This is a genomic window from Pseudomonas sp. 20-5, assembly GCF_056782835.1.
The window spans coordinates 1,258,831-1,284,442 of sequence record NZ_CM165584.1 but is presented as its reverse complement, the minus strand read 5'-3'; the positions used below and the strand labels follow the sequence as shown (position 1 = coordinate 1,284,442).

Genomic DNA, 25,612 nt, shown 5'->3' with positions numbered 1-25,612 from the left:
GAGGAAGGGGCTAGGACGTGCTTTAACGTTTCAGCCGGAGCGTTCGAAAAGAGAAACATCCGTCAGTCTTCGCGAGGCTTCTTCGCCGCTTCGCGCCGCGCGCGGAAGAACGCCGAGAGCGTCTGGCTGCATTCTTCCGCCAGCACGCCACCCTCGACCATGACCCTATGGTTGAGATGCTCCTGCTCGAAGAATCGCCCACGGCTTTCCACTGCGCCCGACTTGGGCTCGACCGTGCCGTACACCAGGCGCTGGATGCGTGCGTGCACCAGCAGTCCGGAACACATGCTGCAGGGTTCCAGGGTCACATACAGGGTGCTGCCTGGCAGCCGGTAATTGCCCGCCTCCGCCGCTGCCATGCGGATCGCCAGCATTTCGGCGTGGGCACTGGGATCGTGGCTACTGATCGGCCGGTTGAAGCCCCGCCCGATGATCTCGCCCTCGCGCACCAGGACCGCGCCCACCGGCACTTCGCCGAGGGCCGCGGCCTTTTCCGCCTCTGCCAGGGCCTCGCGCATGAAATGCGGGTCCCGGCTGCGATCGATGATCGGACGCACGCCTTTTACCGTCGGGTAGCCCTTGCCGTTGCTGATCAGCTTAGTCACCCGCACCAGGCCTCGCCGACCGCGATGGTCCCCATCAGGCCGGTCTCCATATGGTCGATGACGTGGCAGTGGAACATCCACAGGCCCGGATTGTCCGCCACCAGCGCCACGCGGGCAGTCTCGTTCTTGCCCAGCAGGTAGGTGTCGGTGAAGTACGGGATGATCTCCCGGCGATCCGAATCCAGCACCTTGAAGGCCATCCCATGCAGGTGGATCGGGTGCTGGTACTGCGCCATGTTGCGCAGCTCGAAGATGTAGCTCTGGCCTTCCTTGAGCTTGGCCAGCGGCGGCGCGTTGTGCTTGTGCTCCTCGCCGCCTTCCCAGGCCTTGCCGTTGATCTGCCAAAACGACGGATAGGGATTCTTGCCGCTGGTATCGGACATCGCCCCGACCCACTCGAAACGGAAACCGATCTTCTCGGCATTGGCCAGGTCCGGTTCGCTCACCGGATTCGCCGGCAACGGCTTCGGCCAGTCGCCGGCAGGTGCCTCGGCGCTGGCCACGCTGCGGATCGTCGCCAGGCGTACCGGCCCGTCGCGCAGGGACAGCTCGGTGCCCGCTTCCGGCACCTTCAGCGCCAGCTCCAGGCGCATCCCGGGGCCGATCCAGTACTGCCCCTCGAAGCCGCGTGGTTCCACCGGATGGCCATCGATGGCATAGATCCTCGCCTCGCCGTTGGGCAGGTTGAGACGGTAGGTGACGGTGTTGTCGACGTTCAGCAGGCGCACCCGGACAATCTGCCCGGCCGGCAGGTCGATGGTCGGCACATGCTTGCCGTTGATCGTCGAATAGCGCCCGCGGGTGCCTTCGCGCGCGGCCTGGCGCGGCACGCTGAAGGGGGTGAAGGCGCCCTGCTCGTCCACGTGCCAGGTCTTCAGGCAGAGAACCTTCTCGTGGCGGAACCCGGTGGGTTCGCGCTCCTCGATGATCAGCGGGCCGACCAGCCCGCGGCCGAGCTGCTCGCTGCTCATCAGGTGCGGGTGGTACCAGTAGCTGCCGGCGTCCTGGGTCTTGAACTGGTAGATGAAACTCTCGCCCGGCTGCACCGGCGGCTGGGAAATGTACGGCACGCCGTCCATCTCGATCGGCAGGCGGATGCCGTGCCAGTGGATGGTGGTCGGTTCGTCCAGCCTGTTGGTGAAGCGCACCCGCAGCCACTCGCCCTGCTTCGCCCGCAACTCCACGCCGGGGCACTGGCCGCCATAGGCCAGCGCCGGACTGCTGAAGCCCGGGACGATCTCCAGGTCCAGCGGCGCGGCGATCAGTTCGTAGTCGTACTCCTGCGCCACCTGCGGACGCGCCAGCCAGAAGCGCGCGCCGCCGGCGCCGAGGCCGACCACCGCCAGCCCGGCGAGGCCGCCGAGCACTTGTCTACGGGTAAATGTCATGGAGCCTTCACCTTCGCGGTACTGCGGCTGGGAAATGATAGATTTTCTCATTTCCACGCCCACAAGGCGAGTTCTCGCTCGGAACAAATACACTCCCGCTGACCTGCAGCAAGCAAAAGAGCTCCCCAGCGCCAGCGGCGGATCGCTGGTCGCGGACTACGCTCAGGCTACCTTCACGATGCGCTTGCCGAAGTTCTCGCCATTCAACAGGCCGACCAGAGCCGCCGGCAGGCTTTCCAGTCCGTAGAGCACATCCTCGTATACCTTGATCTGCCCGGAGTCGACCCATGCCTTGAGATCGGAGAGCGCCCGCTCTCTGCTCTCGAGAAAGTCGCCAAGAAGGAATCCGCGCAACGTCAGGCGCTTGATGATGAGCAGCCCGGGGATCCCGGCAGGACCGGCGGCGGGTCGGTCCAGGTCGTATTGCGAAATCGCGCCGCAACAGGCGACCCGTCCATGCTCCGCCATGTTCGGCAGACAGGCATCGAGGATTGCACCGCCGGTGTTGTCGAAATACGCGTCGATCCCGTCCGGACAGGTCCGCCGCAAGTCATCGGCCAGCGTCCCCGTCTTGTAGTCGAGTGCCGCGTCGAAACCCAGTTCACGAACCAGCCAGGCGCATTTGCTGGCGCCTCCCGCAATGCCGACAGTACGGCAGCCCCTGATCCTGGCGATCTGCCCGACGATAGAGCCGACGGCACCGGCGGCGGCTGACACCGCCAGCGTTTCGCCCTGCACCGGCCTCACGCATTCGAGAAGGCCGAAATAGGCCGTCAGGCCTGCTACGCCGTAGACGCTGAGCAGGTGCGTGAGGGGCTCCAGGCGCGGCAGCCTGATGAGCCCGGCCGCCGGCACGACCGCGAAAGTCTGCCAGCCGGTCTCGGCACAGACCAGGTCGCCGGGCTGGAACGACGCCGAGCACGATTCCACCACCTCGGCCAGTCCCAACCCCGCCATCACCTCCCCGGCCACGAGGCCGGGGCGATAGGTCGCGCCTTGCATCCAGGCCCGGCTGGCGGCGTCCAGCGGTATGTACAGGACACGAAGCAACAGCTCACCGTCGGCCGGAACCGGACAACGCACCTCCCGCCCCTGAAAATGCCGGACAGCGAGCGCAGTCCGGGGAAGCTCGCTCAGAACGATCTGACGGTTGATCATCGCTTCTCTCCCGCCGCGAGAGCGACACTGTCGCTGGCCTCACCGCCGAAAGCGGGAGGCATGTGAAACTGTCTGTCGTGCATGCTGTTCTCCGAGTCGATGGCAACCTGATGCAATCTCATTGTGAGAAAACATCTCCGGACTTAGAATGCAAAAAACTCCTATCTTCTATCGCGATCGTCCAGCATCAATGGATCCTCTCTCCGAAGTCCTTTCCCTGGTCAACAGCCAGGACTCCTCCTTCGGCGCCCTGAAGACCGGCGGCGATTGGGCACTCCGCTTTCCGGCACCGGAAGGTGTGAAGTTCAACGTGGTAGTCCGTGGCGCTTGCCTGCTGGCCACCGACGGCATGGAAGAGCCGATCCGACTGGAAGCGGGCGACTGCTTTCTGGTGTCCTGCCGCAGTCCGCTGCTGGTCGGCAGCGATCTATCCCTTCCCGCCGCCGACGCCACGCTGCTCTACCGAGATGCCCCTGACGGCGTCGCGCACTATGGGGAAAGCGAGGATTGTTTCCTGATCGGCGGTCGCTTCGCCTTTGGCGAAGAAGCCAACCTGCTGTTCGACGGGCTGCCTCCGGTGACCGTCGTGAAAAGCGATTCGGACCAGGCATCCGTACTGAGCTGGGCGCTGCACCGACTGGCCCATGAGTTTTCCTGCCCGTCACCCGGTAGCGCGCTGATCGCTCACCACCTGGGCCACATCATGCTGGCGCAGGTGCTGCGCCTCTATCTCGCCGGCAAGGGCAGCGACACGCCCAGTTGGCTGCTGGCGTTGTCCGATCCGCGCATAGGCGCGGCGATCCGGGCGATCCACGCCGAGCCGGCCAAAGTCTGGACGGTCGAGCGCCTGGCCGACGTAGCGGGTACCTCGCGCTCCACGCTGGCCCTGCGTTTCAAGCAAACCGCGGGACTGGCGCCGCTGGAATATGTATCGCACTGGCGTATGCAATTGGCGGCTCGCGCCCTGCGCGACAGCAAAGCGACGATTTCCTCGATCGCGCAAACCCTGGGCTACGGCTCGGACAGCGCCTTCAGCAACGCCTTCAAACGCATCATGAAATGCTCGCCCAGAGACTATCGCAGCCGGCAGGCCAGCAGGGCATAGCGCTCGGCGAACCGCCCATGCGGCAGGTTCCCCGAGCGGTCGAGCGCATGGTCAAACGACCGACGGAGCTTGCCACGGTATCTTTCCCGCCCGAAGGATGATCCCGATGGCCAGGACCACGCACGCGCCGAAGGCATAACGCAGGCCGAACGCTTCGGAGAGAAAGCCGATCAGCGGCGGGCCGATCAACGTGCCCAGGAATCCGATCGTCAGAACGGCTGCGATAGCCGAACTCGGCGCCATGCTCGAGGAGCGGGCGGCGGCCCCCGCCACCAGCGGAATGACGGTACAGATGCCGAGACCGACAAGGCAGAAGCCAATGATCGACGCCAGCAGGCTCGGATAGGCGATCGTCGTGACCATGCCGATCAAGGCGAGCCCCCCGCTCCACTGCAAGGTGCTGCGCGTACCGAAACGGTCGGCGACTCGGTTCAGCAGAAGCCGGCCGACAGTCATGGCGCCCATGAACACCATGAAGCCGACTCCGACCAGTTGCCGCTCGGCCGAGACCACGTCCTGGAAATAGACGACGCTCCAGTCATACATGATGCCTTCGCAGGCCATCGAGAAAAAAACGATCAGCCCGTAGTTGAAAAGCCTCCTGTCCGGCATCGTGAAGGCCCGCCCGACCCGCTCCGCGCCAGGCTGGTCGTGGAGAAAGCGCCAGCAGGCCAGGGCGGCCAGGAAGGCGATCACCGATATCACGCCGAAATGCGTGGACAAGGCAAAGTCCTGCCCGATCATCAACGCCCCGAACCCGGCGCCGACGAATCCCGCCAACCCCCATATACCGTGGAAAAACGGTAACTCGGTCTTTCCGATGAGCGCCTCCGACAGGCTTGCCTGGGTATTCGCTATAGGAGAACCCCGATACGAACAACAGAGCAGCAAGCTGGTAGACGCTAGAAGCCAAGGGAACCAACAACAGCAGAACGGCGTTCGCGAGAATCGCCGTTACTCCAACGTTTCTGCTGCCGAGCTTCGCGATCATCCAGCCGGATACCGGCAACGAGAGCACCACCCCGGCCGACATGGCGAAAAGCGCACTGCCGAACACCCCGTCGGAAAGCTGGAGTCCGTCTTTTATCGTGGCCATCCGGGAGCTGAGGCTCCCGAAACACAATCCGAGCATGAAGAACATGCCGGAGATGGCAATACCTTTCCCTACGCTGCTGGAGGTCATTCGATCGATCCCGGTGCTTGTTTGATGGACAGAAAGCGCGGTATCCGCGACGTCTTCCGTGTGCTCGACTAGGACGCGAATGCGTCGATCCCGGTGAGCGTCGCCGAAAGCCTCCAGAGGCGGCGGGCCTGCTCCGGATCGATCGCATGCTCGCGTACGCCGGCCAGGGTGCGCGAGTCGTCCGGCGCGATGCCTGCGATGTCGCAATCCTCGCAGTAGAGCCCGCCCATCCCCGCCAGCAGCGGAGAGGTCGCAGCCCACAGCTGGGTGGCAGCCCCCTGCTGCGGGGTCTTGAGTGTGTCGGGGCTGGCCGGATTGCCGGCTTCGTCCATCCAGCCCAGGGCGATCATCTCCGCCCGTGGAACATGGCGTTGCAACGGTGTGGCGATGCTGCCCGGATGCAATGCGAAGGCATGCACACCCCTCTCGCGACCCAGCGCATCCAACTGGATGGCGAACAGGGCGTTGGCAGTCTTCGACTGCGCATAAGCCAGCCACTTGTCGTAGCCCCGTTCGAACTGCACGTCGTCCCAGCGGATCGCCGAGTAGTGGTGCCCGGCGGAGGACACGGCGACCACTCGCGCGTCATCCGCGAGCGACGGCCACAAGAGGTTCACCAGGGCGTAGTGGCCAAGGTGATTGGTCGCGAACTGCGCTTCCCAGCCCGGGCCTACGCGGGTCTCGGGACAGGCCATCACACCGGCGTTGTTGATGACGATATCGGCACGACGGCGCGAGGCGGAGAAGGCCTCGGCGAACCGACGCACGCTGGCCAACTCGGCCAGGTCGAGCGCCTGCACCTCGACTTCGTCGAGCCCGAGCAGCGCCTCCCTTGCCACATCCGGTCTGCGCGCCGTAACAATGACCCGCGCGCCCGCGTCGGCCAGCGCCTTCGTGGTTTCCAGGCCAAGACCGGAGTAGCCGCCGGTCACGATGGCGGTCTTTCCGGAGAGGTCTCGCCCCGCCATCACCTCGCTGGCCTGCGTTTTCGCTCCGAATCCCGAATTGATGGGGGTTTGCCTGATAGCCATGAGAACTCTCCTCGCATGCGGAAGCGGCCAGGCGGATAGCGCTGGCTCTTGGGACGAGGGTCATTATCGAAGTGGAAAACTGGATTCCGAATGCAGCGGAATCCAGTTTCCTATCGAGATCGTCCGATCCCGTAAGCAGCTGTTTCATCACCGCTGCAAGAAAAGCACGGGACGGCGCAGAATTTGCTGTACGTTGGCGAACTCGCCAACAGCAGCTGAAGCAGGAAAAATTGATATCAACCCCAGGGCCTACTAACTAGGCAGCTGTACTAAAACTGGGGGCAGGTCACTCCACCGAACACTTCCGGGAAGGCATGGAACACAATGACGGAAAGCACCGCCACTGCGCGCAAGCCATCAATATCAGAGCGATACTTTGGTGGATAACCGTTCGACATGAGCCTGACTTGTACTTGCTTGTTGAAGCCGCTCCCTCGCTTGCTCGGGAATAGGTAAAACCACAGAAGCTTCCGCCGCCGAGCGAAGAAAATCGATGGCTAACATCACAAATTCGCCGGCCTGCCAAGACGCATACATAGAAGACGGCGACCTGTCGGCCACCCTGCCCCATGTGCGTCTCTACGACCAGTAGTCGCTCCGCCCAGTTCGTGGGTAACTTGCTGGCGACGCGGAAATGGCTCAGCCCCTGCTGAGCAGCCTGGCCACCAAACGGCGATACCCCGCCAGAAGCGAAAATCTGTCCTGGTAGAAATCGAGGATCATGGTTTGCCCATGAATGTCGATGGTATGCGGACCGCGTGCGTCCTGGAACGCCAGGTTTGCTACACGCTTCTCCGAATAATGCTCTGGATCGAGCACCTCGATTTCGTTTACGGCCAGACTGCTTCCATAACCATAGGAGTTGTTCTGACCGAACCGGTAAAGCTTTCCTCCCTCCTTGAAGATACGCCCGCCCATTCGTGCGGAGCCGGGATTCATCACCACAGGGTTACAGGGATGGGAAGTGTAGGGTCCTTCCAGGCTCTCGCCGACATAAAGATAAAGGTTGTCCGAACCTGATACCGCCTGGCCGCAGAACAGGTAGTACCTGCCCCCGTGTTCGAAAAGCGTGCCATCCAGAATCCGCTCACCCTCCATTCCCTGGAATAGCTTCTTGCTCTCCAGAGCGAAAGGAGGAGGCAGAAGACAGGGAGCGGAATGAGAGGCGACTTCCGGTATCAGATATTCGACACCAGACGCCTCGAACGAATAGGGATAGGAAAAATGATTCCCCTTCAAGATCACACGTGAAAAGTCAAGACTCTGGGCCTTCAATTCAATGATTTCACCCAGACCGTTGCTAGCATTCAAGGCTTCGAGACGTATCAGCTTACCGTCCGCACTAAAGAAAGGATCGGCGTAGAAAGTATACCCCTTCTCCACCTTCGGAATCTTTCCTGCTGAGACGGACAATTCTTGCAACGAAGGAATATCGTTGTAAGGAAGCGCAACGACATTCCATTTTTTTTCGAAAAACGCCCCGTACGATAGCCGGGCAAGCCCCCGGAAGATAGTCTTGCAGAAAAACTTGAAGACGGTGAAATTGCTGGGCAGACGGTAGTTTTTGCCCAGCTTTTCTAATACCACCTGCTCTCCCCGAGAGTAATTGACAAGCGCCTTGCGAAGCAGCACGACCGAATTCAGATAAAAGTTTCTTGAGGTTTTCTTGTAGGAGTGGTGATGAACCTTGGAGTACCCGCGCACCAAGACCTCGCCGGCGTCCAGTTTGTTGGAGAGCTTCTGGACTATGATCCCGACGCTGTCTGCATTTTCATATATCTCATAAAAGCCCGCGGGCCGCCCCCTGTAGTACTCTGGATCGCCATGGTGGTAGGAAAGAATGTCCAGCCTCTGCAATCCTCCATCGATGCGGAGCAGAGACATGCCAAACTTGATGACCAGCTTTATTCCCTTATCCAGAATTCGGGCGCAGACATCTTCCGGGATGCGCTGCCAGGCCCCTTCGTAATCAGAATCGAAATGAATGACTTCTGAGCCACGAGAGTCTAACTGCACTCGACGAGTCATATCATTCTTCAGGGAAAGAATATTGAGAAAATAATACCCGCAATGCTTGATGACACTTTTCTTGGTCGCGCTATTACGACAACTGAGAACCAATTGAATATCAAGATACTCAGAAGAGTCTTCAATCGCCCGCTTTTGCCACTCACTCAATGAAAGATCATCAACAATCAACGCGGCCTTTATTTTCATCCCGAAACTCGCCTCTAAAACAATGAAACCCCAAAAATGCTGCGAAATTTCGACAGCCCCGAGAAACCGACACTTTTCACTGAAAAGCTGCCATGACAATTAGCAAAGCATCATTAAAGCGAAGCAGTATATCTCATGATCGACGGGCCGATTCAACCGTAAAACGGCCGTTAAACAGTTGCCGGACCACCAGCCAACGCTATACAGACATCATTTGGCGGAGCCATAAAAGACAACGGCCTTACGGCCGTTGTCTTTCGGATGAATCACCAGGGAAGAAGTGGCTTCACTCCCACTCGATAGTCGCCGGCGGCTTGCTCGACACGTCGTAGGTGACCCGGGAGATACCGGCGATCTCGTTGATGATGCGGTTCGAGACCTTCTCCAGCAGTTCGTAGGGCAGGTGCGCCCAGCGCGCGGTCATGAAGTCGATGGTCTCCACCGCGCGCAGGGCGACGACCCAGGCGTAGCGACGGCCGTCGCCGACCACGCCGACCGATTTCACTGGCTGGAACACCACGAACGCCTGGCTGGTCTTGTGGTACCAGTCGAAGGCGCGCAGTTCCTCGATGAAGATGTGGTCGGCCTGGCGCAGCAGGTCGGCGTACTCCTTCTTCACCTCGCCGAGGATGCGCACGCCCAGGCCCGGGCCGGGGAACGGGTGGCGGTAGACCATGTCGTAGGGCAGGCCCAGCTCCAGGCCGATCTTGCGCACTTCGTCCTTGAACAGTTCGCGCAGCGGCTCGACCAGTTCGAACTGCATGTCCTCCGGCAGGCCGCCGACGTTGTGGTGCGACTTGATCACGTGGGCCTTGCCGGTCTTGGCGCCGGCCGACTCGATCACGTCGGGGTAGATGGTGCCCTGGGCGAGGAACTTCACGTCCTGCAGCTTGGTGGCTTCTTCGTCGAAAACTTCGATGAAGGTGCGGCCGATGATCTTGCGCTTCTCTTCCGGGTCGGCGACGCCGGCCAGGCGGCCGAGGAACTTGTCCTCGGCGTTGGCGCGGATCACCTTCACGCCCATGTTCTCGGCGAACATGGCCATCACCTGGTCGCCTTCGTGCAGGCGCAGCAGGCCGTTGTCGACGAACACGCAGGTCAGTTGGTCGCCGATGGCCTTGTGCAGCAGCGCGGCGACCACCGAGGAGTCCACGCCGCCGGAGAGGCCTAGCAGGACCTTGGAGGAACCGACCTGGGCGCGCACGGTGGCGATGGCGTCGTCGACGATGTTCGAGGGGGTCCACAGCGCGGCGCAACCGCAGATGTCGAGGACGAAGCGCGAGAGAATGCGCAGGCCCTGCTTGGTGTGGGTGACTTCCGGGTGGAATTGCACGCCGTAGTAGGCGCGGGCATCGTCGGCCATGGCGGCGATCGGGCAGCTCGGGGTGCTGGCCAGGATGTGGAAGCCGGCCGGCATCTCGGTGACCTTGTCGCCGTGGCTCATCCACACGTCGAGGCCGAGCACGCCGTCGTCGTCCACGTGGTCCTCGATGCCGTCCAGCAGGCGCGCCTTGCCGACCACGTCGACGCGGGCGTAGCCGAACTCGCGCAGGTCGGAGCCCTGCACCTTGCCGCCCATCTGCTCGGCCATGGTCTGCATGCCGTAGCAGATGCCGAACAGCGGCACCTTCAGGTCGAACACCGCCTGCGGCGCGCGCGGGCTGTCGGCTTCGTGTACCGACTCGGGACCACCGGCGAGGATGATGCCGCGCGGCGCGAAGGCGATGATCGCCTCGTTGCTCATGTCGAAGGGATGGATTTCGCAATACACGCCGATCTCGCGCACGCGGCGAGCGATCAGTTGGGTGTACTGGGAGCCGAAATCGAGGATCAGGATACGGTGGGCGTGAATGTCTTGGGACATGGCCATCTCTCGCTACGGAATTCGAAAACGACACGGGGCTGAATCGAACAGCCCCGTGCAGCACTCATTTCAATCAGCCTCAACCAACCCGGTAGTTGGGGGCTTCCTTGGTGATCTGGACGTCGTGGACATGGGACTCGGCCATGCCCGCGCCGGTGATCCGGACGAACTGCGGCTGCGTGCGCATCTGCTGGATGTCGGCGCTGCCGGTGTAGCCCATGGCGGCGCGCAGGCCGCCCATCAGCTGGTGGACGATGGCGGACAGGGCACCCTTGTACGGCACGCGACCCTCGATGCCTTCCGGCACCAGCTTCTCGGCGCCGGCGGAGGCGTCCTGGAAGTAGCGGTCGGACGAGCCCTGGGAGCCGGACATGGCGCCCAGCGAACCCATGCCGCGGTAGGACTTGTAGGAACGGCCCTGGAACAGCTCGATCTCGCCCGGCGCTTCCTCGGTACCGGCGAACATCGAGCCCATCATCACACAGTAGGCGCCGGCGACCATGGCCTTGGCCAGGTCGCCGGAGAAGCGGATGCCGCCGTCGGCGATCAGCGGTACGCCGGTGCCTTCGAGGGCGGCGGCGACGTTGGCGATGGCGGAGATCTGCGGCACGCCGACACCGGCGACGATGCGGGTGGTGCAGATCGAGCCCGGGCCGATGCCGACCTTGACCGCGTCGGCGCCAGCCTCGGCGAGGGCCTTGGCGGCCTCGGCGGTGGCGATGTTGCCGCCGATCACCTGGACGTCCGGGAAGGTCTGCTTGACCCAGCGCACACGCTCGATCACGCCCTTGGAGTGGCCGTGGGCGGTGTCCACCACCACCACGTCGACCCCGGCGGCGACCAGCGCGGCAACGCGCTCGCCGGTATCGGCGCCGGTGCCGACGGCGGCGCCGACGCGCAGGCGGCCCTGCTCGTCCTTGGACGCCAGCGGGTAGGTCTTGGCCTTCTCGATGTCACGGAAGGTCACCAGGCCACGCAGGTAGAAGTTCTCGTCGACCACCAGCATCTTCTCGATGCGGTTCTCGTAGAGCTTGGCCTTCATCTCTTCCAGCGGGGTGCCTTCGCGGGCGGTGACCAGCTTGTCCTTCGGGGTCATGATCGCGGCGACGGTATCGCCGGCGTTCGGCTTCACCCGCAGGTCGCGACCGGTGACGATACCGACCAGCTCGCCCTGCTCCACCACCGGGAAACCGGAGAAGCCGTACTCGCGGGCCATCTGCAGCAGTTCGATGATCTTGGTCGAGGGGGTCACGGTGACCGGGTCGCGGACGATGGCCGTTTCGTGCTTCTTGACCTTGCGGACTTCCGCGGCCTGCTGCTCGATGCCCATGTTCTTGTGGATGATGCCGATGCCGCCTTCCTGGGCCATGGCGATGGCCAGGCGGGCTTCGGTCACGGTATCCATCGCGGCGGATACCAGCGGGATGTTCAGTTCGATGCCGCGGGTCAGGCGAGTTTTCAAACTCACGTCCTTGGGCAGGACTTCGGAATAACCGGGGATCAGAAGGACGTCGTCGAAAGTCAGGGCTTCTTGACTGATTCGCAGCATGGCGGGCGCTCCCAGACGGGAAAAATGGAAGCGCGACATTATACCCAGCCACGGGCTTCCGCTCAACGCAGTTGATCGCCGAAAACGGCGAATGGGCAAATATCTTGCAAGGCGCCCGCCAGGCCCCGTTCCGCCTGTCCTATCCCGCATTTGCAGGATGGCAGCGCGGCGGCGGATGGCCGGATACTGCGTACGTCACCCAGCGACCGCCCAGGCGGCGGGACGCCGATTCCAAGAACTATAAAAGTGGGACGGGGGAGAGAATGAAAGGGAGCACTGACCCGCATTCGTCATCCGCAGCCTTGCTCGCGGCGTTCGGCGCCGCCGTGCTGGACATCAACCGGCTGGCGCGCGACAAGACCCTGGAGCGTTTCCATCGCACCGCGCTGGAACGTCTGCAGCAACTGGTGCCGTTCCAGCGTGCCTGGTGGGGCCGCGCGGCGCTGATCGACGGCGTGCCGGTGGAGCACAGCGCACACCTGTTCAACCTCGAAGAGCACTATGTCGAGGACTGGAAATCGATCAGCCACGACGACATCACCGTCGGACTGGTACACGCCCGCCCGGGCACCGCCGTGGCCGTCGACATGCAGGCCACCGCCGGGCTGCGCTGGCTTGGCGCACGTCACGACATCGGTGAGCTGCTCTGCGTGATCCACGTCGATCCGATCACCCGCCTCAGCGACCATGTCGCCCTCTATCGCACGCCTGGCGGCCCGCCCTTCGCGGACCAGGAGAAGCTGCTCCTCGGGCAACTCTCGGCGCACCTGGCCGCGGCCGTCTCGGCCAACCAGATCCGTACCCTGGTGGCCCTGCGCGAATCCCTCGAACGCCAGGCTCTGGCCATGGCGGTATGCGACCGCTACGGCGTGCTGCATTGCGCCGAACGCGGCTTCGTCGACCTGCTGCTCGGCGCCTGGCCGGGCTGGACCGGTCCGCAGTTGCCGGAGGAAACCAGCCCGCAGGGCTATCGCGATGCGCGTCTGGTGATCGACTCGCGGCAGGTCGGCGACCTCTACCTGCTCACCGCGCGGCAACCGAGCGCGATCGAACAGTTGAGCAATCGCGAAGGCGACGTCGCCCTGCTGTTCAGCGAAGGCAAGACCTACAAGCAGATCGCCCGCGACCTCGGCCTGGCGCCTAACACCGTGCGCCATCACATACGCACCATCTATTCCAAGCTCGGCGTCAACGACAAGGCGAGCATCGCCCACCTGCTGCACCAGTTCCCGCCTGGCTGACAGCCCTCCACCCCTGCCATCACCGCTTCGACCGCCCCGCCAAGGGCGGCATGGGCGCCCTTTCGCCTGCGAAAAGGCGCAACCACCACCGGCGCGACGAACGCCGGGCACACAACGACCGGGGAGACCGACACATGACCCACCGCACCGCCTCGATGGCCGCACCGACCGCCAGCGCCCTCGCGCTGCTCGGCATCCAGCTCCTGCTGGGCGCCGAAGCCGGCGCCGCCGACCTCAACGCCCGCGACTTCTTCGGCGCCCCGGCGGGCACCACGCTCGGCGTGCTCTACCTGCCGGCGACCCGCGCCCATGAGTTCCACGGACCGGCCGATCGCAACGGCAAGGCCGAACTGAAGACCAACGCGGTGGCCTACCGCCAGGTGTTCTTCAGCGACATCTGCGGCACTCTCTGCACGCCGCAGTTCATCATTCCCTTCGTCGACATCGATGCGCGCCTGCCCGGCAGCGCCGGGCATACCGGCGAGACCGGTTTCGGCGATCCCCAGGTCGGCGGCACCCTGTTTTTCGTCAACGACCCGGAACGGCGCCGCTACAGCGGCCTGCTGACCCTGATCACCCTGCCGCTGGGCGAGTACCACGCGAAGAACCCCGATGTCTCGCCCGGCGCCAACCGCTGGGGCGCCACCTTCGTCTACAACTACACCCAGGGCATCGGCCGCGACTGGGTGCTGGAAGCCAACCTGGAAGCGCAGTTCTACGCGAAGAACGACGACTACTTCGGCAGCGACCTGGAACAGAAACCGCTCTATCGCCTGCAGGCCTTCGCCTCCTACGACTTCAGCCAGAGCACCTACGGCGCCCTCAAACTGGTGCACGCCGATGGCGGCGAACTGAAGCTGCAGGGCCATACCCTCGACGACACCCACCAGCGCTACACCCAACTCGGCTTCGAGCTAGGCCACTGGCTGGACCGGCGCAACAGCCTGATGTTCGGTCTCTCGCGCAACGTCGCCACCGACAATGCGTTCCATGGCAGCCAGGCCCTGTTGCGCCTGGTCCATGTGTTCTGAGGGGGCGCAGCCATGAACGCTTCCGACAAGACTCTCGCCAGCGCCTCTCCGGCGTCCGGCAACCTCGCGCTGCTCGCGGCCATCGTGGTGTTCGCCGCGATCACCCCGACCATCCTGATGACCGCCCCCGCCGTCGCCGCGCAACTGGCGGCCCAGTGGCAACTGAGCCCGGCGCGGGTCGGCGACCTGTTTTCGGTGGAGCTGGGCGCCATGAGCCTGGCGACGCTGCCGGCCTTCCATTGGCTGAAACGCGTCGATTGGCGCCACGCGGCGCTGCTCGCCGGCCTGCTGTTCATCGCCGCCAACCTGGCCTCGGCGCTGGCCGGCAGCTACCCGCTGCTGCTCGCCCTGCGTTTCTGCAGCGCCCTCGCCGGCGGCTCGCTGATGATCCTCTGCCTGTCCAGCGCCGCCAGCACCGCCACCCCGAGCCGGGTCTACGGGCTCTGGGTGATGGGCCAACTGGTGGTCGGCGCCGTCGGCCTGGCACTGCTGCCGGCGCTGTTCGAACGCTTCGGCCTGGCCGCCTGCTACCTGTTGCTGGCCGGCCTGATGGGCCTCGCCCTGCCGTTGTCGCGGGCCTTCCCCAGTGGCAGCCCGCCAGCGGAAGCCCGCGCCAGTACCGGCGCGGTTCACTCGCGACTGCGGGTCGGGCTGGGTATCCTCGCCGTGCTCACCTTCTATATCAGCCTCAGCGGCGTCTGGACCTTCATCGGCGCCATCGCCGAAGGCGCGGGGATCGGTGCCGGCGCCAGCGGCGAGGTACTCGCCGTCGCCACCCTGATGGGCATCGCCGGGGCGGCCTGCGCCTCCTTCATCGGCAACCGCCTGCCGCGCGACCTGATGCTGCTCGGCGGCTACATGGCGATGGCCGCGGCGATCCTCCTGCTGATCGGCCAGCCGCCGCTGGCGCGCTTCGCCCTGGCCGCGCTGCTGTTCAAGTTCACCTGGACCTTCGCCCTGCCGTTCATCCTCGCCTGCCTCGCCGACCTGGACCGCTCCGGCCGCCTGATGAACGCCTCCAACCTGGTCATCGGCGGCGGGCTAGCCATCGGCCCGGCGCTGGCAGGACGACTCATCGAAGGCAGCGGCGGTTTCCTCCCGCTGCTGCCGATCGCCGCCGGCCTGGCCGCCCTCTCGCTGCTGCTGGCCCTGGCCTGCCGGCCACGCTGAAACCCTTTCCCGAACCACGGATACCCGCCATGACCCGACGTACCGCTTTCTTCTTCGACGAACTCTGCCTCTGGCATGCCGCCGGCCCGCACGCGCTGACCCTGCCGGTCGGCGGCTGGGTGCAACCGCCTGCCGCCGCCGGACACGCCGAATCACCGGAAACCAAGCGCCGGCTGAAAAGCCTGCTCGACGTGTCCGGCCTGACCGCCCGCCTGCAACTGCGCAGCGCACCGCCGGCGAGCGACGAGGACCTGCTGCGCGTGCATCCGGCGCACTATCTGGAACGCTTCAAGGCGTTGAGCGACGCCGGCGGCGGCAGCCTCGGCCAGGACGCGCCGATCGGCCCGGGCAGCTACGAGATCGCCCGGCTCTCCGCCGGCCTGGCCATCGCCGCGCTGGACGCGGTGCTCGCCGGCGAGGCGGACAACGCCTACTCGCTGTCGCGGCCGCCAGGTCATCACTGCCTGCCGGACCAGGCGATGGGCTTCTGTTTCTTCGCCAACATCGCCGTGGCCATCGAGGCGGCCAAGGCGCGCCACGGCGTCGAGCGGGTCGCGGTGCTGGACTGGGACGTCCACCACGGCAACGGCACCCAGGCGATCTACTACCGGCGCGACGACGTGCTGAGCATTTCCCTGCATCAGGACGGCTGCTTCCCGCCTGGCTACAGCGGCGCCGAAGACATCGGCGAGGATCGCGGTCGTGGCTTCAACCTCAACGTGCCGCTGCTTCCCGGCGGCGGTCACGACGCCTACATGCAGGCCATGCAACGCATCGTGTTGCCAGCGCTGGAGCGCTTCCGCCCGCAATTGATCGTGGTCGCCAGTGGCTTCGACGCCAACGCGGTGGACCCGCTGGCACGCATGCAACTGCACAGCGACAGCTTCCGGGCGATGACCGCGATGGTCCGCGACGCGGCCGAGCGGCATGCCGGCGGACGCCTGGTGGTGGTCCACGAAGGCGGCTACTCGGAAGCCTACGTGCCGTTCTGCGGCTTGGCTGTGATCGAAGAACTCAGCGGCGTGCGCAGCGCGGTGCGCGACCCGCTGCGCGACTTCATCGAGTTGCAGCAGCCCAACGCGGCGTTCCGCGACTTCCAGCGCCAGCGCCTCGAAGAGCTGGCCGCACAGTTCGGCCTGTGCCCGGCGCAGCCGCTTCAAGCGGCCAGGTAGCGCCCGACCAGCGCCAGGCCGCTGCACAGCACCAGCCAGGTGACCAGGCGGACGAAGGCTTCACGCGACAGACGCAGGGTCACCCGACGGCCGATCCACAGGCCCAGCGCCATGCCCGGCAGCAGGCAGGCGGCGAGCAGCCAGGGCTCGCGCGCGGCATACAGCCCGGCGAGCAGGAACAGCCCCAGGCGGACGAAGGTGCTACAACCGATCAGCGCGCTCTGGGTGGCGCGCATCTGCTCCTTGCTCGCCAGGCGTCCGTTCAGGTACAGCGAATAAAGGAAGCCGCCGCTGCCGAACAACGCGCCGAACAGCCCGCCGAAGACACCGAAGGGCAACGCCCAGGTCGCCCGCCAGCGCGGCTGGCCGCGTGGCTGGAGGAACAGCGCGTAGAGCGCATAGAGACTGACGAACACGCCGAGGGCCAGCATCAGCAGCTCCGCGCGTAGCGCCAGAAGTCCGTACGCCCCCAGCGCACAGCCCAGCAGCATGCAGGGCAGCAGACGCTTGAGCTCAGTGACGGCGATCTGCCGCCGCGCCGGCAGCCAGTTGCCGAACGACGCGCTGAAATCCAGCAGGACCAGCAGCGGAATGATCTGCGACAGCGGCAGCACCCCGGCCAGCAACGGGCCGGCGACCAGCGCGGTGCCGAAGCCGGCGATGCCGAACACCACATAGGCGAGGACGATGGCCAGTTCGACCAGCAGCCATTGCCATAGGCTGAACGGCAGGGCGGCGAACAGGACTGACGGATCGAGCGAGGACATGGCGACTCCCGGAACGACGACCTGCGCACTCTAGCGAGCGCAACGGCGCGCCAGCCAATACAATCCGAGCCCTGTAGCCATCTCGAAAAGGCATGGGTAATCTTCCGATGATCTCTTTGCGGCAACTCCATTACTTCGTCGAAATCGTCGAGTCCGGCGGCTTCAGCCGTGCCGCCGAACGCCTGTTCGTCGCCCAGTCGGCGCTCAGCCGGCAGGTGCGCGAACTGGAGGACAGCATCGGCACCCCACTGCTCCGCCGCGGTCCGCGCCAGGTCGAGCTGACGCCGGCCGGTCGCGCCTTCCTGCCACGCGCGCAGCGCCTGCTCGGCGACCTGGAGGCCGCCCGGCGCCTGGCTCGCGAGGTCGGCGAAGGCGGCCATGGCCTGCTGCGCCTGGGGCACTCCAGCTCGGTGCCGCTGGTGGGCGGCCTGCAAGCGGCGCTGCGCGGCTACCTCGCGGCGCAGAGCGGCGTCCGCCTGGAACTGACCCAGCAATCCTCCGAGCAGCAACTCGCCGATCTCGCCGAAGGACGCCTGGACCTTGGCCTGCTGCGCCTGCCGGTGCTGCGCCAGCATCCCCGGCTGCACCTGCGCGCCCTGTACCGCGAGCCGTTGCTCCTGGCTCTCGCCGCCGACCATCCGCTGGCCCGCCGTGAAGCCCCCGTGGCCCTGGCCGCCCTGGCCGGAGAAACCTTCGTCTCCATTCCCCACCTGCAACGCGGCGGCCTCAGCTATCGCGCCGCCGAACTCTGCCTCGGCGCCGGTTTCTACCCACGCCCGGCGCGCGCGCTGTCGCGCAAGACCAGCCAGTTGCAACTGATCGAGGCCGGCTTCGGCGTCGCCCTGGTGCCCGCCTCGATGCGCGCCATCGCACCGCCCGCCGTGCGCTTCATGTCTCTGGCCGAGGCCGAGGCATACAGCGAGGTGGCGCTGGCCTGGCGACGCGACGATAGTCCCCTGGTGGAAGGCTTCGTCGAATATTTCCTGGAGAATCTGCCGAACGAAGCCAAGGATTGATCGCACATCCCGGTGCGCCGCCTTATCATGCCGCCCATGCGTAACGATCCCTTCCAACGGCTCGGCCTCGATCGCGAGGTGCTGACCGTCAGCCAACTGAACCAGCGCGCCCGCCTGCTGCTGGAAGACGTGTTCCCGCAGGTATGGGTCGAGGGCGAGCTGTCCAACCTCGCCCGGCCGGCCTCCGGACATGTCTACTTCACCCTCAAGGACAGCAACGCGCAGATCCGCTGCGCGCTGTTCCGGCAGAACGCCCTGCGCGTACGCCAGGCCTTGCGCGACGGGCTGGCGGTAAAGGTGCGCGGAAAGATCTCGCTGTTCGAGGGACGCGGCGACTACCAGTTGATCGCCGATACCGTCGAGCCGGCCGGCGACGGCGCCCTGCGCCTGGCCTTCGAGGCATTGAAGGAAAAACTCGCCGGCGAAGGCCTGTTCGCCAGCGAACGCAAGCGTCCGCTGCCCGCCCATCCGCGCCGCATCGGTATCGTCAGTTCGCCCAGCGGGGCGGTGATCCGCGACATCATCAGCGTGTTTCGCCGCCGCGCACCGCAGGTCGAGCTGACCCTGGTGCCCACCGCAGTGCAGGGCCGCGAGGCCGTCGCGCAGATCGTCCGCGCGCTACAACTGGCCGACCGGCAGGGCTTCGACGCGCTGATCCTGGCCCGTGGCGGCGGTTCCCTGGAAGACCTCTGGTGCTTCAACGAAGAAGCGGTGGCGCGCGCCGTGGCGGCCTGCGCCACGCCGATCGTCAGCGCGGTCGGCCACGAGACCGACGTATCGATCAGCGACTTCGTCGCCGACGTGCGCGCGCCGACGCCTTCGGCCGCCGCCGAACTGCTGGCGCCCAACGCCGGCGACCTGCAGCAGCGTCTCGACGGCCTGCGCCGGCGCCTGGTGCTGCGCATGCGCGACCAGTTGCTGCGCGAACGCCTGCGCCTGGAAGGCGTCGCCCGCCGCCTGCGCCATCCCGGCGAACGCCTGCGTCAGCAGGCGCAGCGCCTGGACGACCTGGACATGCGCCTGCGCCGTGCCTTCGAGCGCCAGCTGGCGGTCCGCCACGAACGCCTGGTCCGCCTGGAGACACGTCTCGCCGCACAGCATCCGGGCCGCACCCTGGCGCTGCTCCGGCAGAAGCTCGACAGCCTCGCCGCGCGCCTGCCGCGCGCCGCCCGCGAGGTACTGAAGGATCGTCGTCAGCGCCTCGAAGGACTGGCGCAGACGCTCAACGTGGTCAGCCCGCTGGCGACCCTGGGCCGCGGCTACAGCATCCTCCTCGACGAGCGTGGCCGGGCGATCCGCGATGCCGGCCAGACCCAGCCGGGACAGCGCCTGAAGGCGCGCCTGGCGGAAGGCGAACTGGAGGTGCGGGTCGAGGACAACCACCGGACGCCGGTGACCCTGTCGCTGCTGGACTGAGCCGCGATGATCCGCCTCAGCCAGCGCGCCCTGGCCTACCTCAACGAGGTGATCCACCACGGTTCTCTTCGCCGCGCCGCCCAGCACCTGAACATCGACCCCTCGGCCATCAGCCGGCAGCTCGCCAGCCTGGAGGAACATCTCGGCGTGCGCCTCCTGCAACGCACCCCGCAAGGCGTGGCGCCTACCGAGGCCGGCGAGCTGCTGGTGGCGCACTACCGCCAGCAACGGGCCAACGAAGAGGGCGTGCTGTCGCGTCTGTCGGCCCTGCAGGGGCTGCGCCAGGGCAAGGTGCGCCTGGCGGTCGGCGAGGGCTTCATCGCCGACCTGATCTCCCAGCCATTGCAGAGTTTCATCCTGCGCTACCCCGGCATCGAGCTGGAGGTCCGCATGGCCGGGGCCAACGAAGGCGTGGCGCTGGTCAAGGAAGACGCCGTCGACCTGGCCCTGGTCTACGCCCCGGTCGAGGACGGCGAACTGGACGTGCACGTCGACACCCGCCAGCCCCTCGACCTGATCATCCCCGCCAACCATGCCCTCGCCGGACACCGCGGCGCGGTGCCGATGCGCGCGCTGCGCAACGAGTCGCTGGCGTTGATCCACAACAGCACCGGCATGGGCCAACTGGCGGTGATCGCCGCCCAACTGGAGCGCATCGAGCTAAGGCCGAAGCTGCGCACCAACTCGGTGGCGGTGCTGACCAATTTCGTCAAGTCCGGCATCGGCGTGGCCTTCATGCCGGAGTTGACGGTCAGCCACGAGATCGAGGCCGGGCATATCCGTTGCCTGCCGCTGGCCCACCCGGCGCTGCGCGACGCCCGCGCGCGGATCGTCAGCCACAAGGGCCGCGAGCTGACCGTGGCGGCGATCGCCTGCCTGGAACACCTGCGCCGCGGCATGCGCTTCTTCAGCGGCGACGCGCCCGGGCTCTCGCAGCGCTGAGGCGTTGCCTTTTTCGCATCACGTCCGGACTTGAATAGTCAACGAGACAACGGCTAGCGTTGCTTCGCTTTCGTGCGAGCACCCGGCCCCGCGCCCCGACAAGAAGTGCCGCCGATCCCTCGACCGTTCGGACTGCCATAAGGAAAACAACATGCACACGAATCCGCGCCGCGGCCTCGCCCGCCGCTTCGCCGCCGGACTGCTGGCCGCCGCCCTGGGCCTGGGCGGCAGCCTCGCCCAGGCCGCCACCACCCTCAACCTGAGCTATAACGGCGCCGCCGACAGCGAGAAGAACCTGGTGCACCTGTTCGCCAGCAACCTCAAGCGCCTGGCCGAGGAAAAGAGCGGCGGCGAACTGCAGTTCAAGCTCTACCCCAACAGCATGCTCGGCGAAGAGGAGCAGCGCATGGAACAGGTGATGACCGGCCCCGGCCTGAACATCGCCTCCTTCGCCGGGATCGCCCCGCTGTTCCCGGAGATCTACGTCAGCGCCACGCCCTTCATGTTCAAGGACGCCGCCGCGGCCCACGCCTTCTTCGACAGCGGCAGCTACTGGCAGGCCGCCCGCGAGGCCTTCCGCGAGCGCACCGGCACCGAGCTGCTGGCGGTGGTCGAGGAAGGCGGCTTCCTCAACTTCACCAACGGCAAGAAGCCGATCCACGGCCCGGCGGACTTCCAGGGCCTGCGCTTCCGCGCCATGGATCCCAGCCAGGTGGCGCTCTACGAAGCCTTCGGCGCCTCCGGCACGCCGATCCCCTGGACCGAGTTGTACATGGGCCTGCGCACCGGCGTCGCCGACGGCCAGATGAACCCGACCTCCTACATCATCCTCGGCAGCCTCTACCAGGTGCAGAAGTACCTGACCCTGGCCAACATCCAGTACTCCGACCAGTTCCTGGTGGCCAACGGCGATCTGCTCGCCAGCCTCCCGGCAAAGGAGCGCCAGGCCCTGCTCGACGCCGCCGCCGAAGCCACCCGGCTGAACCGCGAGGCGGTCGCTGCCCAGCAGGAGCGCGACCTGGCGTTCCTCAAGGAAAAGGGCATGCAGATCATCCAGCCGTCCGCCGATGACCTCGCCGCCTTCCGCGAGAAAGGCCAGCCGTCCTACCTGGCCTGGCTGAAGACCCAGGACATCGAGCCGCGCTGGACCGAGATGGCCTTCCGCGACGCCGGTCTCGCCACCGCCCCCTGACCTTCGCGCGTTGCCCCCCCGACGGCCGCTGCCGTCGGCCGGGCGCGCCTGTCCGACTTTCCGGAGTACCTCCCATGCCGTCATTGCTCAAGGGCATGCGCGCCGCGTTGCTGAACCTCGCCACGCTGCTGTTGCTGCTCGACCTGGTCCTGCTCATCTACGGCGTGTTCGCCCGCTACCTGCTCGGCAGCTCGCCGATCTGGATGGACGAACTGGCCCGCTACCTCATCATCGGCGCAGTAATGCTGGCGCTCGGCGCGGTATGGATGGAAGGCGGGCACATGCGCGTCAACCTGCTGGAACAACGCCTGCCGCCGCGCCTGGCGCAGGCCCTCAGGCTCTACCAGTGGCTGCTGGCGCTGGCCTTCTTCGCCTTCGCCGCCTGGGTCAGCACCCGCTACGCGCTGAACGCCGGGCGCTTCCGCAGCCTCGGCCTGGGCGTCAGCCGCACCTGGCCGTTGCTCAGCCTGCCGCTCGGCTTCGGCCTGCTGACCCTCATGCTGTTGCTCCAGGGGCCCTGGCCGCGGCAGCCGGCCAGCACCACCGTCGAGGGAGGGTCGCAGGCATGATGGCCATCGCCATGATCGCAGCCTTCGTGGTCAACCTCCTGCTCGGCCTGCCGCTGTTCCTCTGCCTGCTGCTCACCGCGCTGGTGGGGTTCCTCTTCGTCGACCCGGCGCTGTTCGCCAACACCCTGCCGCAGCGCTTCTTCGGCGGCATGGACATCTTCTCGCTGATGGCGATCCCGCTGTTCGTGCTGGCCGGCAACCTGATGAACCATTCCGGCATGACCCCGCGCCTGATGCGCCTGGCCAACGCCCTGGTCGGCCACTTCCGCGGCGGCCTCGGCCACGTCAACGTGGTCGCCGGGGTGTTCTTCGCCGGGGTCAACGGGTCCGCCGCGGCCGACGCTTCGGCACTCAGCACCCTGCTGGTGCCGGCCATGGAAAAGGAAGGCTACTCGCGGCGCTTCGCCGCCGGGCTGACCGCGGGCAGCTCGCTGATCGGTCCGATCATCCCGCCGAGCATCTTCATGATCCTCTATTCCTCGCTGACCAACACCTCGGTGGGCGAGCTGTTCCTCGCCGGGGTGATTCCCGGCCTGCTGCTGGCCGCCGCCTTCATGCTGCTGAACGCGGTGTACGCCTACCGCAACGGGCTGCAGGCGCGCCATGCGGCGCCGGCCTGGGGCGAGATCCTGGCGGCGCTGTCCGGCGCCCTGACCGCGCTGATCGCGCCGGTGATCATCGTCGCCGGAATCGTCCTGGGACTGGTCACGCCCACCGAGTCGGGCGCCTTGATCGCTCTCTACGTGGCGCTGGTCGGTCTGCTCCAGCGCCAACTGAGCCTGGTCGGGCTGTGGAACTCGCTGCGCGAGACGGTACGCCTGACCGCCAGCATCTACGTGATCATCGCCGCCGCTTCGGTGGTCAACTGGTTGCTCAACTACGCCCAGGTCGCCAGCGAGTTCGCCCAGTTGCTGGAGCCGTTCGGCCACTCGCCGACCCTGATGCTGTTCATCATCAGCGCGGTGATCTTCGTCTGCGGCATGCTCATGGAAGAAGTCTCGGTACTGATGCTGCTGACGCCGATAGTCGCTCCGGTGGCGCTGGCCGCCGGCGTGGATCCGGTGCACCTGGGGCTGATCTTCACCCTGAACATCACCATCGCCCTGATCACCCCGCCAATGGGCGCCTGCCTGTTCATCGTGGCGACCATCAGCCGCCTCGATATCCTGGAAATGTTCAAGGGTATCTGGCCGTTCATCCTCGTGGCCCTGGGGGTGCTGTCGCTGCTGATCCTGTTCCCGTCCCTGACCCTGTGGCTGCCACGCCTGCTCAATTGACGCCATGACCGACTTCACCCAAGCCATCCCCGTTCTCCCGGAGCCCGACTGGCACGCCGTGGCCGGCATCCCCATCGTCGATGCCGGCACGCCGCTGGAGGCGCTCGGGCTGAGCCGCGAGTTCAGCGTCTGGCCGGCCTACCACAAGCTCGGCATTCCTCACGCGATCCCGGAGTGCCACGCTCGCGGCGAGGTCTTCGAGCGTCTCCTGCGGGTCGCCGCCGCCCTCCCCGGCGGCGTGCGCCTGGTGGTGCTGGACGCCTGGCGGCCGTTCGCCGTGCAGCAGTATCTCTACGACAGCCTGTCCAGCGCCCTGGCCGCGCACTACCCACGGGCCGGCGAGGCCGAGCTGGAACGGCTCACCCGCCAGTTCGTCTCGCCGCCGAGCAGCAGCCGCGAGGCGCCCAGCCCGCATCTCACCGGCGGCGCGGTGGACGTCACCCTGTGCGACGCCCAGGGCCGCTGGCTGGACATGGGCAGCGCCTTCGACGAAGCTGTGCCGGCCTCCTACACCGCCTACTTCGAACGCCTGGCGGAGCCCGACACGCGCCAGCGACGCGTCCGCGATCACCGTCGTCTGCTCTATCACGCGATGCTCGACGCCGGTTTCAGCAACCTGCCCAGCGAATGGTGGCACTACGATTTCGGCGACCAGCTCTGGGCCTGGCACACCGGCGCGACGCAGGCGCTGTTCGGCCCGGTGCAGTTGCAGGCGATGGACGCGCTCTGGCGCCAGCAGTTGCAGAAGCGCCCTCCGGCGGACTAGGAGGCGAAGGCGCGCCGGTAGCCCAGCGGCGGCAGGCCGAAAGCGGCGGAGAACTGCTGGCGCAACGACACCGCCGAACCGAAGCCGGCCAGCCCGGCGATCGCCTGCACCGAATGCTCGGTGGTTTCCAGCAGGCGCTGGGCCAGGGCCAGGCGTTCGGCCTGCAGCCACTGGCTGACGGTGGTGCCGGTGAGCTGGCGGAAATGCCGGGTGAAGGTCCGCCGGCTCATCAGCACCCGCTGTGCCAGGCTGTCCAGGCTGTGCGCCTGGTCGAGGTTCTGCCGCAGCCACACCAGCAGCTCGCCGAGACGGCCGTCCTGGGCACTGTCCGGCAGCGGCTGCTCGATGAACTGGGCCTGGCCGCCCTGTCGATGCGGCGCCACCACCAGGCGCCGGGCCAGGTGATTGGTAGTCTGCGCACCGAGCCGCTGGCGGACCAGGTGCAGACAGCAGTCGATGCCGGCGACGGTGCCTGCCGAGGTCAGCAGGCCGTCGTCCTCGATGTACAGCACGTCGGGCTCCACCCGCACCGCAGGGAAGCGCCCGGCGAAATCCTCCGCCCACATCCAGTGGGTGGTGGCGCGGCGACCGTCGAGCAACCCGGCCTCGGCCAGCACGAAGGCCCCCAGGCACAAGCCCACCAGTTGCGCTCCGCGTGCACGGGCCGCGATCAACGCATCCAGCAGCGCTTGTGGCGGACGCTCGTGTGGATCGCGCCAGCTCGGCACGATCACGGTCTGCGCCTCGGCCAGCGCTTCCAGCCCGGCCTCGGCCTCGATGGTGAACCCCACCGTGGTTCGCAGCCGGCCCGGCTCGGCGGCGCAGACACGCAGGTCGAAGGCCTGCGCGCAGGGGTCGTAGCACTCCTGGCCGAACACCAGGCAGGGCACCGACAGGTGGAACGGACTGATGCGGTCGAAGGCCACCACGGCCACGGACTGGCGGGACATGCG

23 protein-coding genes are annotated in these 25,612 nt (G+C 66.1%); 13 read left to right on the top strand and 10 right to left on the bottom strand.

Annotated elements, in window-relative coordinates:
- Positions 1-62: 62 nt before the first annotated feature.
- The 3 genes from tadA to AC1RB9_RS06040 form a co-directional block, all read right to left on the bottom strand.
- Entirely contained in the window at positions 63-611 is a 549-nt protein-coding gene (gene tadA / locus AC1RB9_RS06050; protein WP_003124122.1) for a tRNA adenosine(34) deaminase TadA, read from the bottom strand.
- Positions 602-1,993, bottom strand: a complete 1,392-nt coding sequence (locus tag AC1RB9_RS06045) for a multicopper oxidase family protein (protein WP_003092698.1) — start codon at positions 1,991-1,993, stop codon at positions 602-604. Before AC1RB9_RS06045 ends, tadA begins: the two co-directional genes overlap by 10 nt.
- 162 nt (positions 1,994-2,155) lie before the next feature.
- On the bottom strand, positions 2,156-3,151 hold the full coding sequence (locus tag AC1RB9_RS06040; protein ID WP_003453713.1) for an NADP-dependent oxidoreductase: 996 nt from the start codon (positions 3,149-3,151) through the stop codon (positions 2,156-2,158).
- Positions 3,152-3,341: 190 nt separating this feature from the next.
- On the opposite strand from AC1RB9_RS06040, the gene AC1RB9_RS06035 reads away from it, so the two are divergent.
- Positions 3,342-4,256, top strand: a complete 915-nt coding sequence (locus AC1RB9_RS06035) for an AraC family transcriptional regulator (protein ID WP_003162432.1) — start codon at positions 3,342-3,344, stop codon at positions 4,254-4,256.
- Between the two features lie 51 nt (positions 4,257-4,307).
- Here AC1RB9_RS06035 and AC1RB9_RS06030 read toward each other — a convergent pair whose 3' ends face one another.
- Positions 4,308-5,036 (bottom strand): MFS transporter, encoded by a 729-nt coding sequence (locus AC1RB9_RS06030; protein WP_003453717.1) that lies wholly within the window; start codon positions 5,034-5,036, stop codon positions 4,308-4,310.
- Between AC1RB9_RS06030 and AC1RB9_RS06025 the strand changes: the two genes are divergently transcribed.
- Complete coding sequence (locus tag AC1RB9_RS06025) at positions 4,972-5,511, top strand: hypothetical protein (RefSeq protein ID WP_162404107.1); 540 nt, start codon at positions 4,972-4,974, stop codon at positions 5,509-5,511. The two genes, AC1RB9_RS06030 and AC1RB9_RS06025, sit on opposite strands and share 65 nt — an antisense overlap.
- Here AC1RB9_RS06025 and AC1RB9_RS06020 read toward each other — a convergent pair.
- The 4 genes from AC1RB9_RS06020 to guaB all read right to left on the bottom strand — a co-directional run bounded on the left by AC1RB9_RS06020 (position 5,508) and on the right by guaB (position 12,100).
- Entirely contained in the window at positions 5,508-6,470 is a 963-nt protein-coding gene (locus AC1RB9_RS06020; protein WP_003453720.1) for an SDR family NAD(P)-dependent oxidoreductase, read from the bottom strand. The genes AC1RB9_RS06025 and AC1RB9_RS06020 overlap by 4 nt on opposite strands.
- A gap of 639 nt (positions 6,471-7,109) precedes the next feature.
- Complete coding sequence (locus AC1RB9_RS06015) at positions 7,110-8,687, bottom strand: glucosamine inositolphosphorylceramide transferase family protein (RefSeq protein WP_003453723.1); 1,578 nt, start codon at positions 8,685-8,687, stop codon at positions 7,110-7,112.
- Between the two features lie 286 nt (positions 8,688-8,973).
- On the bottom strand, positions 8,974-10,551 hold the full coding sequence (guaA, locus tag AC1RB9_RS06010) for a glutamine-hydrolyzing GMP synthase (protein WP_003105901.1): 1,578 nt from the start codon (positions 10,549-10,551) through the stop codon (positions 8,974-8,976).
- 79 nt (positions 10,552-10,630) lie between these two features.
- On the bottom strand, positions 10,631-12,100 hold the full coding sequence (gene guaB, locus AC1RB9_RS06005) for an IMP dehydrogenase (protein WP_003092702.1): 1,470 nt from the start codon (positions 12,098-12,100) through the stop codon (positions 10,631-10,633).
- A 263-nt stretch (positions 12,101-12,363) separates the two neighbouring features.
- On the opposite strand from guaB, the gene AC1RB9_RS06000 reads away from it, so the two are divergent.
- The 4 genes from AC1RB9_RS06000 (at position 12,364) to AC1RB9_RS05985 (ending at position 16,714) form a co-directional block, all read left to right on the top strand.
- Positions 12,364-13,341: a helix-turn-helix transcriptional regulator gene (locus AC1RB9_RS06000; protein WP_003119304.1), complete on the top strand. Its 978-nt coding sequence runs from the start codon at positions 12,364-12,366 to the stop codon at positions 13,339-13,341.
- A 134-nt stretch (positions 13,342-13,475) separates the two neighbouring features.
- A complete protein-coding gene (locus tag AC1RB9_RS05995) occupies positions 13,476-14,372 on the top strand; it encodes a transporter (protein WP_003453727.1) in 897 nt (298 codons plus the stop codon).
- A gap of 12 nt (positions 14,373-14,384) precedes the next feature.
- A complete protein-coding gene (locus AC1RB9_RS05990) occupies positions 14,385-15,542 on the top strand; it encodes an MFS transporter (protein WP_003453730.1) in 1,158 nt (385 codons plus the stop codon).
- A gap of 29 nt (positions 15,543-15,571) precedes the next feature.
- Complete coding sequence (locus AC1RB9_RS05985) at positions 15,572-16,714, top strand: class II histone deacetylase (protein WP_003113816.1); 1,143 nt, start codon at positions 15,572-15,574, stop codon at positions 16,712-16,714.
- On the opposite strand, the gene AC1RB9_RS05980 is transcribed toward AC1RB9_RS05985, so the two are convergent.
- Entirely contained in the window at positions 16,699-17,481 is a 783-nt protein-coding gene (locus tag AC1RB9_RS05980; RefSeq protein ID WP_003113815.1) for a sulfite exporter TauE/SafE family protein, read from the bottom strand. The two genes, AC1RB9_RS05985 and AC1RB9_RS05980, sit on opposite strands and share 16 nt — an antisense overlap.
- 107 nt (positions 17,482-17,588) lie before the next feature.
- Between AC1RB9_RS05980 and AC1RB9_RS05975 the strand changes: the two genes are divergently transcribed.
- From AC1RB9_RS05975 to AC1RB9_RS05945, 7 genes are all read left to right on the top strand, one after another.
- Positions 17,589-18,497 carry a LysR family transcriptional regulator gene (locus tag AC1RB9_RS05975; protein WP_003137872.1) on the top strand — a complete coding sequence of 303 codons (909 nt, stop codon included), beginning with the start codon at positions 17,589-17,591 and terminating at the stop codon, positions 18,495-18,497.
- A 36-nt stretch (positions 18,498-18,533) separates the two neighbouring features.
- A complete protein-coding gene (gene xseA / locus AC1RB9_RS05970) occupies positions 18,534-19,913 on the top strand; it encodes an exodeoxyribonuclease VII large subunit (protein WP_003113813.1) in 1,380 nt (459 codons plus the stop codon).
- Positions 19,914-19,919: 6 nt separating this feature from the next.
- Positions 19,920-20,855: a LysR family transcriptional regulator gene (locus AC1RB9_RS05965; protein ID WP_003092728.1), complete on the top strand. Its 936-nt coding sequence runs from the start codon at positions 19,920-19,922 to the stop codon at positions 20,853-20,855.
- Between the two features lie 151 nt (positions 20,856-21,006).
- On the top strand, positions 21,007-22,047 hold the full coding sequence (locus AC1RB9_RS05960; RefSeq protein WP_003105399.1) for a TRAP transporter substrate-binding protein: 1,041 nt from the start codon (positions 21,007-21,009) through the stop codon (positions 22,045-22,047).
- Positions 22,048-22,121: 74 nt separating this feature from the next.
- Positions 22,122-22,616, top strand: coding sequence for a TRAP transporter small permease (locus AC1RB9_RS05955; protein ID WP_003105397.1), 495 nt, complete (start codon positions 22,122-22,124; stop codon positions 22,614-22,616).
- Positions 22,613-23,893, top strand: a complete 1,281-nt coding sequence (locus AC1RB9_RS05950) for a TRAP transporter large permease (RefSeq protein ID WP_003105394.1) — start codon at positions 22,613-22,615, stop codon at positions 23,891-23,893. The genes AC1RB9_RS05955 and AC1RB9_RS05950 overlap by 4 nt, the downstream gene beginning before the upstream one ends.
- Positions 23,894-23,897: 4 nt before the next feature.
- Positions 23,898-24,659: a M15 family metallopeptidase gene (locus tag AC1RB9_RS05945; protein ID WP_003105392.1), complete on the top strand. Its 762-nt coding sequence runs from the start codon at positions 23,898-23,900 to the stop codon at positions 24,657-24,659.
- On the opposite strand, the gene AC1RB9_RS05940 is transcribed toward AC1RB9_RS05945, so the two are convergent.
- Positions 24,656-25,609, bottom strand: a complete 954-nt coding sequence (locus tag AC1RB9_RS05940; protein ID WP_003137870.1) for a GlxA family transcriptional regulator — start codon at positions 25,607-25,609, stop codon at positions 24,656-24,658. The two genes, AC1RB9_RS05945 and AC1RB9_RS05940, sit on opposite strands and share 4 nt — an antisense overlap.
- Positions 25,610-25,612 lie beyond the last annotated feature (3 nt).